The sequence below is a fragment of the Bradyrhizobium sp. Leo114 genome, from assembly GCF_055229415.2.
On the sequence record NZ_JBUYEN020000012.1, the window covers coordinates 41,627 to 56,672 of the forward strand.

At 59.3% G+C, this 15,046-nt stretch carries 17 protein-coding genes; 8 read left to right on the forward strand and 9 right to left on the reverse strand.

What is annotated here, in order from left to right; all coding sequences use genetic code 11:
* Window positions 1-2: 2 nt before the first annotated feature.
* Window positions 3-950: an NlpC/P60 family protein gene (locus ACZIRK_RS16530; RefSeq protein ID WP_463327749.1), complete on the reverse strand. Its 948-nt coding sequence runs from the start codon at window positions 948-950 to the stop codon at window positions 3-5.
* A 354-nt stretch (window positions 951-1,304) separates the two neighbouring features.
* On the opposite strand from ACZIRK_RS16530, the gene ACZIRK_RS16535 reads away from it, so the two are divergent.
* A complete protein-coding gene (locus ACZIRK_RS16535; protein ID WP_130225107.1) occupies window positions 1,305-1,496 on the forward strand; it encodes a hypothetical protein in 192 nt (63 codons plus the stop codon).
* Here ACZIRK_RS16535 and ACZIRK_RS16540 read toward each other — a convergent pair.
* The 7 genes from ACZIRK_RS16540 to ACZIRK_RS16570 all read right to left on the reverse strand — a co-directional run bounded on the left by ACZIRK_RS16540 (window position 1,475) and on the right by ACZIRK_RS16570 (window position 6,506).
* Entirely contained in the window at window positions 1,475-1,669 is a 195-nt protein-coding gene (locus ACZIRK_RS16540; protein WP_463327750.1) for a hypothetical protein, read from the reverse strand. The genes ACZIRK_RS16535 and ACZIRK_RS16540 overlap by 22 nt on opposite strands.
* Before the next feature lie 76 nt (window positions 1,670-1,745).
* Entirely contained in the window at window positions 1,746-2,045 is a 300-nt protein-coding gene (locus tag ACZIRK_RS16545; RefSeq protein ID WP_130225105.1) for a hypothetical protein, read from the reverse strand.
* A 1,225-nt stretch (window positions 2,046-3,270) separates the two neighbouring features.
* The gene (locus ACZIRK_RS16550; protein WP_130225103.1) at window positions 3,271-3,723 is read right to left on the reverse strand and encodes a hypothetical protein; all 453 of its coding nucleotides are present in this window, start codon (window positions 3,721-3,723) and stop codon (window positions 3,271-3,273) included.
* Between the two features lie 64 nt (window positions 3,724-3,787).
* Window positions 3,788-4,045 carry a hypothetical protein gene (locus ACZIRK_RS16555; protein ID WP_130225102.1) on the reverse strand — a complete coding sequence of 86 codons (258 nt, stop codon included), beginning with the start codon at window positions 4,043-4,045 and terminating at the stop codon, window positions 3,788-3,790.
* Window positions 4,023-4,292, reverse strand: coding sequence for a hypothetical protein (locus ACZIRK_RS16560; protein ID WP_463327751.1), 270 nt, complete (start codon window positions 4,290-4,292; stop codon window positions 4,023-4,025). The genes ACZIRK_RS16555 and ACZIRK_RS16560 overlap by 23 nt, the downstream gene beginning before the upstream one ends.
* A 109-nt stretch (window positions 4,293-4,401) precedes the next feature.
* Window positions 4,402-5,826, reverse strand: a complete 1,425-nt coding sequence (locus ACZIRK_RS16565; protein WP_463327752.1) for a sensor histidine kinase — start codon at window positions 5,824-5,826, stop codon at window positions 4,402-4,404.
* The gene (locus ACZIRK_RS16570; RefSeq protein ID WP_130225099.1) at window positions 5,823-6,506 is read right to left on the reverse strand and encodes a response regulator; all 684 of its coding nucleotides are present in this window, start codon (window positions 6,504-6,506) and stop codon (window positions 5,823-5,825) included. The genes ACZIRK_RS16565 and ACZIRK_RS16570 overlap by 4 nt, the downstream gene beginning before the upstream one ends.
* A gap of 314 nt (window positions 6,507-6,820) precedes the next feature.
* Here ACZIRK_RS16570 and ACZIRK_RS16575 point away from each other — a divergent pair, with 314 nt between their 5' ends.
* The 7 genes from ACZIRK_RS16575 (at window position 6,821) to ACZIRK_RS16605 (ending at window position 13,755) form a co-directional block, all read left to right on the forward strand.
* The gene (locus tag ACZIRK_RS16575; protein ID WP_130225098.1) at window positions 6,821-7,372 is read left to right on the forward strand and encodes a hypothetical protein; all 552 of its coding nucleotides are present in this window, start codon (window positions 6,821-6,823) and stop codon (window positions 7,370-7,372) included.
* Window positions 7,373-7,432: 60 nt separating this feature from the next.
* Window positions 7,433-8,431, forward strand: coding sequence for a YncE family protein (locus ACZIRK_RS16580; protein WP_463327753.1), 999 nt, complete (start codon window positions 7,433-7,435; stop codon window positions 8,429-8,431).
* 172 nt (window positions 8,432-8,603) lie between these two features.
* Window positions 8,604-9,725, forward strand: a complete 1,122-nt coding sequence (locus ACZIRK_RS16585) for a DUF3182 family protein (RefSeq protein ID WP_130225097.1) — start codon at window positions 8,604-8,606, stop codon at window positions 9,723-9,725.
* A 328-nt stretch (window positions 9,726-10,053) separates the two neighbouring features.
* On the forward strand, window positions 10,054-10,422 hold the full coding sequence (locus ACZIRK_RS16590) for a hypothetical protein (protein ID WP_463327754.1): 369 nt from the start codon (window positions 10,054-10,056) through the stop codon (window positions 10,420-10,422).
* Between the two features lie 8 nt (window positions 10,423-10,430).
* The gene (locus ACZIRK_RS16595) at window positions 10,431-11,828 is read left to right on the forward strand and encodes a hypothetical protein (protein ID WP_130225095.1); all 1,398 of its coding nucleotides are present in this window, start codon (window positions 10,431-10,433) and stop codon (window positions 11,826-11,828) included.
* A gap of 5 nt (window positions 11,829-11,833) precedes the next feature.
* Window positions 11,834-13,084, forward strand: coding sequence for an ABC transporter permease (locus ACZIRK_RS16600; RefSeq protein ID WP_474418173.1), 1,251 nt, complete (start codon window positions 11,834-11,836; stop codon window positions 13,082-13,084).
* Window positions 13,081-13,755 (forward strand): ABC transporter ATP-binding protein, encoded by a 675-nt coding sequence (locus tag ACZIRK_RS16605; RefSeq protein ID WP_463327755.1) that lies wholly within the window; start codon window positions 13,081-13,083, stop codon window positions 13,753-13,755. Before ACZIRK_RS16600 ends, ACZIRK_RS16605 begins: the two co-directional genes overlap by 4 nt.
* On the opposite strand, the gene ACZIRK_RS16610 is transcribed toward ACZIRK_RS16605, so the two are convergent.
* Entirely contained in the window at window positions 13,704-14,963 is a 1,260-nt protein-coding gene (locus tag ACZIRK_RS16610; RefSeq protein ID WP_130225092.1) for a DUF3182 family protein, read from the reverse strand. The genes ACZIRK_RS16605 and ACZIRK_RS16610 overlap by 52 nt on opposite strands.
* Between the last annotated feature and the right edge of the window lie 83 nt (window positions 14,964-15,046).

A 15,046-nucleotide genomic window follows, 5' to 3' on the forward strand; every position in this document is an offset into this window, starting at 1 on the left:
CGTCATACCTCGGAAGCGGCCCGCCCCGCATTGTCGCCGACTGCGATCACCCTCTCCTTCGGAGGCGGCGCGGACTTCGGCCAGTAGTAGCCGACGATGCGGCTGCGCTCGTGGATCGACCGCTTGACCTGATCATCCTCATTGGCGCCGATGCCGCGCACGCCGCTCGAGTTTTCGCCGTCGTACAGGAAGACATGCCCGGTGCCGGCGTCCTTGGAGCCGCGCCACATCGTCACGATGCAGCCCAAAGCCGGGAGCTTGAGCTTGGTGAACTCAGGACTGGTCTCAAAGCTGCGCGCCGTGGCCGAGCGCGTGCCCTTGAAGCCGGAGGTCTCCAGGCAGTAGTTGGCGAAGATCGCGCACCACGCATCGCCAAGCTTGCCGCACTTGGCGCCCGCGATGAACGGCTCAGTGCCGTGGTTCTCGCCAACCTCGTGAAACCCGATCCACTTCTCCGCGGTGATGTACCACGGCGGCTTGTCCCCGGCCGAGAGCGGCGGCGGATTGAGCGGCTGGTCCTGAGTGCCGAGCCGAACGCCCTTGTTCAGCTCCATCACCGTGAGGTCACCGACCTCGCCGTCGGGGTTGAGGTTGCAGGCGGTCTCGAATTTGCGCACCACGGCCTGGCACACCGGGCCGAAGATGCCGGCGACCACCACGTCATTGAAGCCGAGCGCGATCAGGCGCCGCTGCACATCCTTGACGTCCTCGCCGGTGTCGCCAAGCTTGACGACCCGGTTCAGCTTCAGCGGTGGCTTTACGTCGGCTTTCGGCTTGAGCCACGCCGCGATTCCCGCAAGCAGCGCCTGCCACGCAGTGAGCGTGGTCGCCGGCGGCGGGACGGTGGCCGGCGGCGTAGCGGCCTGCGGGTTGGTGGATGCGCAGTCGTCCTTGTTGTAGCCGCTGATAGCGGCCTTGTCCTCTTCCGGAACTCCGGCGGCATCCGCCATCGTCGCGCCGACCTCGTCCAGCGGGACGGACCTCGTGAACGCATAGAGTGGCTCGAGGCTACGGAGGCGGATTTGCCCTTTGCCAGCTCCTGGGCGAAGCGCTCGTCCTTGGGGTTGGAGAGAACAGGCATTAGTCAGCTACTCAGCATCGCAGGGCACAATCGTAACGAAGCCGGCCTATGGCCTATGTTGGCGACGAGCGCTGGGGCAGTTGCCCGGCTTATAGGAACGTCAACAATGCCTGGGCGTTAGGAGGCGGTAAATAGATCCCGACCGCACAGGACTGCGAAGCCACCGTCCTCAGTCCTTGGAGCGCTCAGGCAACGCCGCGAACAAGAGCAACGCGGAGGGCCCATGAGAAACATCGTGAACGAAACCGGCGAAATCATCGCCAAGGCATCGGATGGCCACACGCTGGTCGGCGGCCACCACCGCATTATGGTGGCGGCTGGCCTCGGTCAAAAGCTGTTCTGGCAAGATACCGGCGAACCCGTAAAACTCGACGTTTTCAGGCGTTCGGAAAGCTATCTGCGACATTCAGCTTGAGCTGCTGCTGGCTTGGCGAAGGTCGAGCCCCGAACCCAGCTCGCGGCATTTTCGCTAGATTGATTTCCCCGGTTCTCTTGATGGCCAGCGAGCACATAAGCTTCATCGGCTGTCTTGCCCTTGGCCAGCTCTTGAGCGAAGCGCTCATGCTTTGAGTTTTTCAGGATGGGCATTGGATTGCCTGTAAGTCGTATGGAAGGGTGATGCCGCACTTTTTGGCCGGGGTGTACTCATAAAGCTGTCGTGTTCTTACTTTCGTTCGAGGACTAGATGGACGGCTAGACGAATCGCGCCAGCGCCCCAACCCGCCACAAGAATAGCAACGGTATCGTCAATTCCCCACTGCCCCTGAATCACTCTGACTAGAAAAACGTAGAGTATGAAGAGAAGGAGGGTATGAAATAAGAGATATGGAAGCCAGCCAAAAGTGTGCTGTGGAAGATTAAGCAGTAGCAGCCTGCGCACAGAAAGAGCAGTCGTTTCAAATTCCGCCAACACAGCTCGCTCAGCGACGAAGTCTTCGCGCACAGCTTTCGTGGCATCCTGCATCAACCTCTCAAGTTCGCTTCTATTTGTCTCCGGGACGTTTGCCAAGCCGGCATAACCTGCGAAACTTCTCTCGACGAAATCTATTATTCGGTTGGCTTGATCTAGTGTGCGTGCGAGCCGGCCTGCACGAACACGCGACAACAACGATGCCGCTAGTGTGCCTCCGATCGCTGTCGCTAAAGCGCTCGCTAAAGGAATTAGTATCTCATTCATTCTTCGTCGCCGCTACTTGTTGCGCTCCTTTATGTGTTTTCCAAGCGCATCCTCCGCCGCCGAAATCGCTCTCACCTCATCTTTGAGGTCATTCACGAGGCTTCTCATCATGCTGCGATCTGGCGTCGCTAATCCGGCCTCGTTGGCAAGTCTGCAAAGTGTATCGACTCGCTTTCTATCAATGTTGATCTTGAGTGCCTTGAAGGAGTCTTCCGCCGCGAACAGATCACCCTCTCGCGAGATCTGGGCAAATCTTGAGAAATGGCATCAATCCGCGTCAATGCGTCAGGTATTCTTGATAACCGTAAGTCGCTTGATATCCCTATCCCAGCAGCCCCGCCTTCCATGTGGGCCTCGACGATTTCGATCAGCCTCAATTTCTGGCTTTCGAGATCGATGATCGACGCTCGCAATTGCGTCAGACGGGACCGGCTTCTCCTCAGCGAGCTTGAGAGGTCTAGGGTCGCGAAGTAGTCCTTAATCGCGTCCCACACTCCTGGTTCAATACCTGTTTCGACCCTGTGAAAGCATTCTGATTGTTGCGCGAAGCTAGGCGAGATGCAGCCTTCCCAAAGAAAGAGAGCGGCGCATGCAAACAACATTCTGAGTCGGATTTTGGTCTTCATGCTCCACCCCACAACCCAGCGAAGGAATCAGACTACATCCCTTCAGGATGCAAGGACTACACTAAGTCCGCTAAGGTGGCGCGTCCATTGGTCGCCGGAAAGCAGGCTGTGCGAGTTTTGAAGCTCTTCAGGAGCCACAGGCGCGCGATCCTCGTGGGCGGCTTTCCGAGTCCAAGGCGCGGCCGCTCGTCGACCATGAACGGACCATCCCCTTATCGGCCCTTGGGCCCTGTCGGGACACTGCAGCGGCGAATACTGACACTGCCGGAATTGGCTGTCGAAAAATGCCGTGGCGTAGTTGGTTTGCTATCGGAGGGCGTTTTCGGCTTGTTCCTGGCTGGATGTCGGAGGCTGTCGGCAAGCCCCGCGACCAACCTACCGCCCGGTCATTCCGGACTCCCGTTGTGGCCCGTGTCCGGGTTCAGCGACGCCTCCAGCTCGGCGAGGTCATGTTCCTGCGCTTCGAGAGCAGCCTCGCTCTGATCGAACAGCACAGTCGCTTTCTGCCCGAGATCGCGGCCCCTCTGCGCGATGGTCGCGGTACGAGTGTCCTGCGCTTTCTTGTTCGCGGCGATCTTGGCCGCCAATTCTGCGATGCTGGTCATCTTGCTTCCTGCGGTCGCCGCCGCAGTGGCCTTGGGCACGCTTACGGGCGTCGCCTGAGGCGGTAGCGGCGTTTCGTAGATGTCAGGTGCCGGCGCTTGCGAGATCGCATCGGCTTGCGGGTGCGAGGACTGCACGGGCGCACTCGTCACCTGATTCATGATGGGCGCAGCAACATCAGACGGCACAGGACCGGGCTTGCCAGCGACAGTCGCGGCCAGCTCTTTCAGCCTCATGTTCATGCTCGACACCCAAAACTCGAGATTGGCTTCGAAAGTCGCCGTGATCAGCTCGCTCTCATCAGTGAAAGCTGAATTTCCCCAGGGGATGCGCAAGCAGGATGTCCGAAACCGCGTAGATGACCGGGGTCACAAGCTGACGCTTGTTGGCGTCTCCCGTCTCGACGATCGTAATCAGCACCGACCGGAGATGGTCCGCTCCATGTTCACGCAGGATGCGCTCCAGCGTGTCATGAGCGAAAGTCTCCATCAGCTTCCGCTGCCTCGTGACTGGCACGATGGAGATCCCCAGCTCGTCACACAGGTTTGCCAGCGTCATGTTGCCCTCCATTCTCTGGCGTCAGTTCGTCCAACACGTCGCCGTTGATGAACGTCCGCTTGCCGCCCCGCTTCTGGAAGAAAGACTTGTCCGGCCCGCGATACTTCTCCCCGACCACCACGTCATGTTCGATGATCGGGAAGACGGGAATGTTCCCATCCGCGTCCGGATTTGATTGCGAAAGGAATTCGGCGACGATCCGGAATACCGACGCTCGATTGTCGGGGAAATAGTGAGGCTGCACCAACTAGTTCTGCCACTGAAGGTCGAGATGGAACCGAACTTGAGAGGCGAGAACCCAATTTGGGCCACGGCTCGACGATTTGGCTGAGTGCGGGCGCAGACCGCAGCGCATTTCACGGTGATGCGAATTCTTGTCTCTTCCTTCGCGGTTCATACGGCAACTGTCGACCCCCGCCGGCTGCGGATGAACCATCCGGAACCGGTAGAATGACCCGGAACGAGCTCCCATCGGTTCGTTCGCTTACGAGTTCAATGTGCCCGCCGTTCGCCTCAATTGCCCAGCGAGCGATTGCGAGCCCCAGTCCGACTCCGCCCTCCTCCCGAGAGCGGCTTGGGTCGACGCGATAGAAGCGTGCGAAAATATGATCCCGATGCGCAGCAGGAATCCCCGGTCCGGTGTCTCGTACCTCGATTATGGCCCGCCCGTCCGTTGCATTCACTTCGATGGTGATCGTGCCGCCATTTGGCGTATATTTTATCGCATTGTGTATCAGATTCATGAGCGCAAGCCGGATGAGCGCGGCGTCTGCCGTAGCATGGACTCGGATCGGAGCTCGAAGGGCGAGATCTTGCTGCTTTTCGTCGGCGAGCACGCGGAGCTGATCGATGACATTTCCCGCCAACCCTACAAGGTCCAAGTTCTCCGGGGCCAGCTGGACCTTTCCCGAATCGGCGCGCGTGAGAATCAGAAGGCTCTCGACAAGCCGAGTGAGCCTGTCGACCTCCTCCAGCATGCTGCCGATAACGTCGCGATAAGTGACAGCGTCAAGTGTATTCTGCAGCGCCACTTCCCCAACGCTGCGCATTGCGGTGAGTGGGGTGCGCAGCTCGTGCGACGCATCGGCCGTGAAGCGGCGCAGTCGTTCGAACGCATCTTGCAGGCGGGATAGCGTGTCATTGAATACTGTCGCGAGCTGCCCGAACTCGTCCCGGGCGTTATCGACCGGAAGCCGTTTGGCGAGCGATTCCGCGGTGATTTCGCGGGCTTTTTGCGCCATGGCTCCAACCGGAGAGAGTACGCGACCGGCAAGGAAGTAACCTCCAGCGATCGCCAGGCCCGCCGCCAAGGGAATCCCCGTCGCGAGGATCACTGCGAGTGTCCAGAGCGTGTCCCGCAGGGAGGTTTCCTCAACCGCGGCGGCCACGCGATAGGACGATTCAGAAACGCTGTGGACGCGATAGCGACGGCCGCTCAGAGCCGTCCAAGACTGCGGCGATGGCGAGTCACCTGGCTGCAGCGCGCGTGATAGTTCTTCTCGCTCCCATGCTTCGGTTTGCTGACGGATCTCGCCGGCCTCGTCCACCTCGAACAATGTGATGCCCCAATGTGAAGGGAGATCCTTCAGTTCCTCCGGTTCCTCGCGATAGATATAACCAATGGTTGCTATCTCGCGCTCGAGTTGCGCGTCCAGCGCGGCGTAGAGGCGCGTCGCGACGAAAAGCAGGATGCCCGCGGAAAAAACGCATACGATGAGCGTCAACACGCCAGCGTGCCAGAGCGTAAGCCGCGCACGCACGCTTGGCAGGCGGAATCTCATTCTTGCCTCCCGCTCAGCATGTACCCAACGCCGCGGACCGTGTGCAGCAGCTTTTTCTCGGATGGTTCGTCGATTTTGCGACGCAGCCGCGCGACGGTGACATCGATCACGTTGTCGAGCGGTGTAGCTCGGGCCGTCGCGTGCCACACGTCGCGCGCCAGCATCTCTCGCGACACCACACTGCCGCTGTGGCGCAGGAGGTATTCGAGCAAGTCAAATTCCTTCGCGGTCAGGTCGGGAGAATGCGCTCCCCTGGAGACTTTGTGTGTAACGAGATCCATCTCGAGATCCTCGTGCCGTAGCTTGAGAATCTGATCCATGCGCCCCCGGCGGACCAGCGCGCGAATGCGCGCGAGCAGCTCGGAGAATGCAAACGGCTTGGTAAGGTAATCGTCGGCGCCTTGATCGAGGCCCATTACCCTGTCCTCGACGGCGTCCTTCGCCGTCAGGACCAATACCGGCGTCTGATTGCCACATTTGCGCAACGTGGCGAGGACATCGATGCCGTCGCGGCGTGGCAGCATGAGATCGAGCAACAGAAGGTCGAAGGAGCGCTGGCTCGCGAGGAAGAAGCCGTCCTCTCCCGTCGCAGCAATCGTAACTTCATAGTGCTCCGCCTTAAGGCCTTCGCGCAGCGCATTCGCGAGCTTCTTTTCGTCCTCGATAATCAAAATGCGCACGGTGTACTCCGCTGCGAGAGTTCCTACGGCATTATAGACACGGTTCGTCGCTGCGGCAGCTTCCTGACAGGAATTTCAGAAATTCTTCAGTGGTGGCGCAATGGGAGACAGGCAAGATCAACGTGGTCGAGCCGCACCACGAAGGCGAGCACCGGCTCGACCAGTGGAACTAATCGGGGACCTGAAATGGCAACAATGTTGCGTGGCCAAAAAGACCCGATCGAAATCCGCCGCGGCCGACTTTGGATGCTTCCGTCAAATTTGAGAGGCAGTCCACAGAAGCGAACTCTCGCGCATACAAGGAGGAGCTCAACATGATGAGAAAAGGCCTGATGCTCGTTATCGCGGTCGTATTCGCGACGTTGGGGCAGAATCTTGCCTGGGCTGAAGATGCTGATCAGGCAACTCTGATCAAGGCGCTGCCAAGCGCCAAGCTGACCCTGCAGCAAGGCATCGACCAGGTGGCTAAGGGAACTGAAGTGCCCATCGAGGCGAAATACGAAATGGTCAAAGACAAGCTCATGCTGTCGATCTACACCTCGGCAAAGGGCTTTGACACCGCTGCGGAGGACAACTCCTTCAACGAGTACATCGGCGATGTGACGACGGAGACCTGGAGCCCTAAGAAGGAAGTGTTCGCTGACCTAAAGCACATCGCTCGGTCGGCGCAGTACCACTCGCTCCTGTCAATGACCAAGGTAACCATACCGGCGATCATCCAGAAGGCGTCGTCGCTGGGTACGGTCCTGGCCGTTAGAGAGAAGATCCGTAGCGGCAAGCCCGTCTTCGAAGTCATGGTCGTCCAGGGCAATGCGATCAAACCAACTTTCTATGATCTCGTCAGCGGCGAGCCAACGGCGAGCTGAGCAAAGCTGACCGAATCGTCGCAGGGCGATATCAATCTCAAGCAGTTTGGGCCTGATGGAATGAAGACTATGCGTCGATATTGCGTGGTATGCTTCACCGTGATTGCGGTGGCGACGGTCGCAGTGGATCGATCGCTTGGTCAGGCGTCGGCGACGCCACCGCTCCAGCTCGAGAACAAGATCACTTTGGGCGCGGTGAGCGGCCGGATTGATCACTTAGCCATCGATCTGGCCCGGCAGCGCCTCTTCGTCGCCGAGCTTGGTGACGATAGGGTCCAGGTCGTCGATCTAAAGGAAAGCAGCGCCCAGCGTGTCATTACCGGGCTGAAACGACCGCAAGGTATAGGCTACGTGCCGTCGAGCGACACGCTCGCCGGTGATGGTTCGGTGCAGTTGTTCCGCGGTCCGAATTACGAGACAGCAGGACAGATCGATCTGGGAGATGATGCCGATAACATTCGCATTGATCCTGCATCCAACCGGATATTCGTCGGCTACGGCAATGGCTCACTGGCAGAGATCGACCCGGCGACGAATGGCAAGATCGCAGACGTTCCGCTGCGGGCTCACCCCGAGAGTTTCCAACTTGCCCGCTCGTCCCGTCGCATCTTCGTAAACGTCCCGAAATCGCGTGAGATAGCGGTGATAGATCGCTTTGCCAGCAAGCAGGTGGCGAACTGGCCGGTCGACACCGGCAGCAATTTTCCGATGACCCTGGACGAAGAGTCCGGACGCATTCTCGTGGCGTCCCGGAATCCCGCTCAGCTTGGCGTCTTCTCAATGCAGGACGGCACCATCATTGCAACCACCGATAGCTGCGGTGATTCAGACGACCTCTTCTTCGATGCGAAGCGCCATCGCGTATACCTCATCTGCGGCGATGGATACCTGGATGTGTTCGAGGCAAACGGAGATGCATACCGTCGCTCAGCTCACATGCCCACAATATCGGGCGCGCGAACCGCGCTGTTTGTCCCCGATCTCGATCGGCTTTTCGTCGCCGCGCGCGCCAATCCCGGCGAACCCGCCGCAATCTGGGTGTTCCGTCCGACGCCGTGAGCTAGGGTCACAATACGTGAGGTGGCCGCGAGCTGACGCCGCGCCTCTTGGGCGCTCGGGAGCCGCCGCACGCTGATAGTCGATCAGCCGGTTGAAAGAGCACCGAAACATTTGGAGCGTGGGGGCGGCACATCCCCGACCGGGATCAGAAAACGTTGGATTCAGTGTGAGAATGCCCAAAGGTACCGTGGTCACTTATGCATCCCGACTTGGAAAGCCGCTACGTGCCCATCAGAGAATCATGTTGGTTGCCGACGCCAAAGCGATCGCCGGGCTAACGCAATATGAATTTGGCGGCGATTACGGCGCCGCTGCCAACAACAAGCGCAGTGGTCATATCTACTTCGTTCCAGACGACACCCTGTTGTTGGATGAAGCAGAATCTCTCGGTATTCGAGCCGCCACCGATCTCTATGGTGGCGTTGTTCCACATCCATTTGTCAAGACAAAGGCCATAACACATCCACTCGTCGACAAGGACGCACATCGGCCAGATGGATGGCTATTCAGATTCGGAGAGCGAATACGCAATGCGGTATTGCCCGGCTATACTGTCTTCTGTCGTCGGGACGCGAGGATTGCGGCAGGCCGAATGCTCCTTCGCGGACCAATCCGCTTGAAAGACCCGCGAGAGGCTGGAGGTCGAGGCCAGACGGTTATCACCGCGCCCAACGAGCTGGACGAACTCCTCGATCGCTTCTCGATGGACAATCTGGCCTACTCTGGCTTGGTGCTTGAAGAAAATCTGCATCAAGTTGCAACGTTGAGCGTTGGTCACATTGCGGTTAGTAACTTGAGTTTCACGTATTGTGGAAGGCAAAGGGTGACGACGAATAACGAGAATCGGCCGGCTTATGGTGGCTCGGATCTCATCTGTGTGCGGGGAGGATGGGACGCCCTCTATCAGCTGCCGATGGGCCATGCAGTTCGCGTCGGAGTCGAGAAGGCAAGAGTTTATGACGAGGCGACGAACGCGTATGCCGGTTTTATGGCCTCGCGCCGAAACTATGATGTCGGTTTGGGCCTTGACGTGAACGGTAATTATGGATCGGGGGTTTTCGAGTCCTCGTGGCGGGCCGGAGGGGCCACGGGCGCGGAAGTGGCGGCATTGGCCGAATTCATGCGGGATTCCTCAGTAGAGATCGTCGAAGCATCTCACGTCGAAGAATTCGGCAGGGATCTTGAACCGCCACCAGAAGCTCTCACCTCCATTCGGCTCGATGATCCCCAAGACGGGCCTATGATCCGGTATACGGTCGTCCGACGTATTGAACGAGCCAAGCGTCGGGCTTGAGACTTCGGGAAGAGCATCCAACGAAGCCTGCGAATGAAGCTTACGAATTGTTTGCGGGTGGCGCTCAATACGATGGCGAGTACGTGACTGGGAGATCGGCGAAGTCGCGTGCGTCTGTTCTTCTCGACGACCAAAATGCGTGCATGGTGCTCCGCTTCGTGAGCTCCTCCGGTGTTATAGACGCGGTTCCCCTTCGGCCGCAGCTTCCTGACAGTAATTTCAGAAATTCTTCAGTGGTGGCACGCTGAGAGACGGGCAAGATCAACGTGGTCGAGCTGGCGTCTTACAGGAGGATGCGATGAGAACTGCCCCAATGTGGATTAGCCTAATGCTGGCTGCCGGCGTGGTGACGACCGGACTCGGAATTGATAGCGCAGGCTGGAGCGGCGCCGCGGTCGCCCAGAAGAGGTCCCAAGGTCGGGAATCGGTGGACCGGATCGTGAGTTCGTTGCGCGCGGTGGATACAGCCTACGCGTCAGGCAACGCCGCCGAAGCTCAAACCCGGTTTGGCGAAGCGCGTGCGGCTTGGAACAGCTTGGCGCCGAGGGTTTCCGCGCGTGAGGCTCGCGAGCAACAACTGTTGTTCGATTCGCTAGACAAGGAGATCACGAGCGGCGCGCCCGCCACCAAGGTGAAATCGACCATTTCCGGCATGATCGGCGAGCTCCACGAGGATATCGAGCGCGAACTGAGATAGGAACGATCGTGTATCGCGGGCTGATTTGGCTCGCCTTCGTCGATCTCAAGAGGGCGTGGCTGCGGTCTCTGGTGACAGCGCTGGCGATCGCGCTCGCACTGATCGCAGTCACGTTCTTTGCGGGGCAAATAGGCCTTCGACAGGCGGAGCTCCTGACCGGCTATGAAGCGTCCGGAGCAGCAACATTTGTTGTTGAGCTCGGGAGCCTACCTGCGGGCGAAGTCGCGAATCTAATTGAGGCGCTACGTTCGATTGCCGGCGTGCAGTCAGTCGATGCTCCCTACAACGGGACGCAGCTCGGCTTGGTGGCCGACACCTCCTTTGTGGTCTTCGAAAACGAGAAGCAGCAGGAATCTCTCGGTGCCCGGACAACTGTGCTGGGCGTCGATCGGTCATTCGATCCAGTCCGCAGCTATTATGTGAATTTCCACGATCTGAATCCGACCGCGCCCACGGCAGTTCTCGGAACCCCCCTGCTTGCGACATCTGGAACGGTCCGTCCGCCCGATCGCAATGAGGTCGTTATCCCCTCCGGGGTCACCGACTATGTCGGGATTCGACCTGGTGCCGAAGCAACTGTCGATCTGACGTATCCGAATGCAAATCCACCAATCGTTCGACGCTACGAGAAGCTACGCCTGATCGGGACATTCGAGCTCGTAGGCCCGGATCAGGGTCGATTTGAGCCATTTTGGCGCCTTGCTGCGCGCGGCAGCGAAGTTCTCACAGTCCGCCGGCCGGATGCGCCAGAGGGCGTGGCAACCACGTTGCCCATTCTTTTGAACAAACAGCTCTTGAAGGAATTTCTTGGATTTGTCGGCGAGGAATTGGCCGCCCGCGGCATACAACCCCCGAAAGAGGCGGCAGCCAGGGAACTTGTCGTGCGAGCGAAATCAGTTCGGGCAGTGCCGACAGTCGAAGGCGAAGCGACTTCCTTGCTCGATCAGCGCGGTCTCAAGCAAGACTGCGGCGCTGCCAGTCAAGCTACCTTCTGCCTGAGAGTGCCGGAGCGAAACAATTTCGAAGCGGCACTCCAAGAGCAAAGGAAACTGGAAGCAGGAGGGTCGTTCTTCGTCCTTCTCCTGCTCGGGCTCGTGGCTGCCGGGGCAGCGGGTCAGCAGATCCAGTTGGTCCTGGCACGTTGGCGCGAACTCGGCATTTTGCAGGCCGTTGGTTTTTCTCCGTCAAGAGTTTTGCTCTATCTCGCGGTTCGACTGTACGCTGTGCTTGCCGCAGGCATAGTAATCGCTGCAGTGGCGGTGAGCATTCTGCCATTCGCTCGCAGCGCTTCAACGTTCGGTTTTGCCGTCGCCGTTGCGCTTGCGGCTGCGAGCATCGCAGCTCTTCCGGTACTGCTTTGGCCGCTTGCGCAAGCGCCTGCCCAGCTCCTTCGGGTGTCTGCATGATATGGGTGAAGCTTACCTTCGGAGGCTACGGCCGCCGCTTCGTCGAAGCGCTTGCGGCCGCCATCGTTCTCGCTGCTACCAGCGCGACCGTAGCGGCTTCGCTGATGGTGGTCGAGGGGGCCCGAAACACATTGACCAGGGCTACACGTCAAGATCGGCCCGACGTCGTTGAGGTGAAGAGTCGTTTCAATCGTGCTCTGTTTGAAACCCCCCGCAGCGGATATTTGCCGCCGCTCACAATTCCGGTCTATGAACCGCTCATCGATCCCACCGAGCTGAGAACGGCTGCGGGCGACAACCGGGTCGTTAAACGGCAGTCGCTATTTCGCAACGTCGTCAACGGCGACAGCTTTCTCAATATCTATATTTTCGGTATCGATCCCGACGTCGAGCGCGATTTGAGCAGCTTCTCGCTCGCGCGCGGTCGATTCCTGCGGAGGGAGGACCGTGCTGTGGCGGTGATCGATCAAGCATCGGCTCGGGCGCTCGGCATAGACATCGGCGGGACCTTCCCGGTACGGAAGGCGGATGGCACGGATCTGCAGCTCACCGTCATCGGCATTCTCGACGGAGTAGAGTTACGGGGCGCCCCGCCAAGGTCGGCTGAAGCGCCCTCGCTGAGGCCCGATTCGACCTTCGTCTCGAGTGGTGCGTTCGTGAACATCCAGACGAGCGAAGACATCTTCGGTCGCGAAAGCCTGACCGATGCCCTCGTTATTGCAAGAAGCACCCCTGACGTGCCAGCTCTCGTCGCCAAGCTCCAGGAAGCCTTTCGGCTGGAGCCCGGCATCTTCGTGACGGAACGATACAGCCAATACCAGCGCAAGGTGCGCGATTTCGCTCTGACCCTGACGTTGTTTTCGGCCATGAGTATCGCGACGCTGTTATTGGCCGGATCCTTCGCCGCAAACCTGCTGCACGACATTTATGTCGAGCGTCGGCGGCAGTATGCCACGCTCATGGCCCTCGGGTTTCCGCCCGGGATGGGCGTCTCTCCGGCTATCGCCTTCGGGCTAATGCTTGGATTGGTCGCGGTTGCCGTTGGCGGTCTCGCCGCCAGCGCTTTCGTGCCGAGCACCTTCGCGATGCCTTCTCTCATGGCCGATCTTGGCCCGACGGAGCCCACAATCGATTGGGTGGTGGTGTGCTCCATGGTGGCGATCGCCATTGCAGCCGTGAGCCTGGGCTTGGCTTCCACCATAGCTCGGCTCCTGCGAGAGCCGGTTGCAGCGACTCTATCGGAGGCAAGCCCGTGACTCCTGCATTTGTCTCCCTGCGTTCAGTTTCGAAGACATATCGTAGCGACCGCGCCACAATTGGTGCATTGCGCGAAGTCTCACTTGAGATCGAAAAGGGCGGGTTCGTTCGGCTCAGCGGTCCATCCGGATCAGGCAAGACCACGCTTCTCAATCTCGTCGCGGGACTTGATCGGCCTGATCAGGGGGAAGTCTTCGTGTCGGGTATCGACGTCGGTCGGCTGTCCGGAAGTCGGGCATCAAAGTATCGGGCTGAGCAGATCGGTATGGTGTTTCAGAGTTATAATCTGATCCCGCAGCTGACCGCGCTAGAGAACGTTCTGCTCCCAATGATTGCGCTTGGGCGAGCGAACCAAGGCCGCGCCCGCGAAGTTCTCGATCTCGTCGGCTTGGCCGATCGCAGCGACCACAATCCGTCCCAGCTCAGCGGGGGAGAGCAACAACGGGTTGCTGTTGCCAGGGCGTTGGCAAATGATCCTGCGCTCGTCCTTGCTGACGAGCCAACCGGGAATCTTGACGACCAAAGTGCACAACGTGTGATGGGGCTGCTAACGCGCCTAGTTCGCGAACACGGCAAGACCCTGCTTCTCGTTACTCACGAGCGCGACCTACAGACTGCTCAAAGATCTCTCGAACTGCGAGGTGGTGTACTAATGGCGGCGCCGGAATGATGCGCCGGGAACCTTGCCATTGCACGGAGCAGCGCTCGTATGATGACGGTATATCTGAGCAGCGGCCCCTCTTCGGGGTCGTCGCCCTCAAAATGCACAATTGCGCCAGGCGGGATTTTGCGCGGCTTTCCGAAATGTTTCACAGAGGCAGCTTCGACAACCTGCAAGGCGGAGTCTTGCGCGAACGCGGTCAGGGCCGCGAGTTCGGCGGTGCTTGCACCACCTGAACGCCACGACGCCTCGAACACCCCGGACCGCCATTGCCCGTGCCCGTCGATGCCTTGGCCGACGTCATAGTTTCGGCGCGAGGCCAGAAAGCCGGGATATTGGGCTGCATTGCGGTCATAGGTTCGGGCCTGAACTATGGCGAGGCGTGCCTCGGCATTCATCGGCAGGTTTTCCAGTTCTGCCCAGCCGCCGCGCACGCAAGTCAAATGCGAGCCACCGTAGACGGAAACTCCGAGATTGTTCGTAGCCGATCGTTGCGTGCCGTGATAAGCGATCGTCCGATCGCCGACCATTGTGTAACCGATGCTTCGCGTCGTAACGCAGCGCAAGTTCGTTTCGAGAACCAGTCCATGGCACGCGATCTTCTCGGTTGGTAAACTGTCGAGAAGAGCGTCTAACTCTGCAATCGTGCCAATCACCGTTTGTCCGTGGCCGCCGTCTCCGAGCGGCTCCTTTACGCGGACAGGTCCCTGCAACAGCAGCCGCCTGACGGCCGTCCCAGCGTCGTCCGGATCGAACGCGGTATAGCCCGGCAGGACAGCATTGCTCACATTTTCTGCGAATGCCACCGACCAGCCGCACGGGTGCGCTGCGAGCGGATTTATCAGCCGGTGTGTGATGGCTTTCGTTTTGGCGAAAGGATAAGGCACAACCGCGCCATAAAGCTGGCGGGGCGAGTGGATGCCGAGGTTCCCCGCCTCGTCGAGCATGAGCGTGTCGTCCGGAACGAAGAAGATATCTCCGGTCGAATGCTTCTTGGCATCGAAGATACCGGCGTATCTATGACCGTTAAGCCGCGCGATGCTTTCGGCGACCGCCGACAGCGTAACCTTCTCGTGGGCATACATCGGCGCGCCCAGTTGGGAAAAGTAGACGGCGACCGCATTGACCGCCGGCGTGTTGGGCTCGCTTTGACCGACGGCGGCAGACCGCAGTCGTCCAATGTAATCAACGAAAGCAGATAACTTAGTGCCATCCATGCGCAACCATCCCGACAAGCGAGGATTGGCCAGTGCTTGGACGGAACACCCGTCTGACGGGGAGACTGCAAACCCCCGTGGGA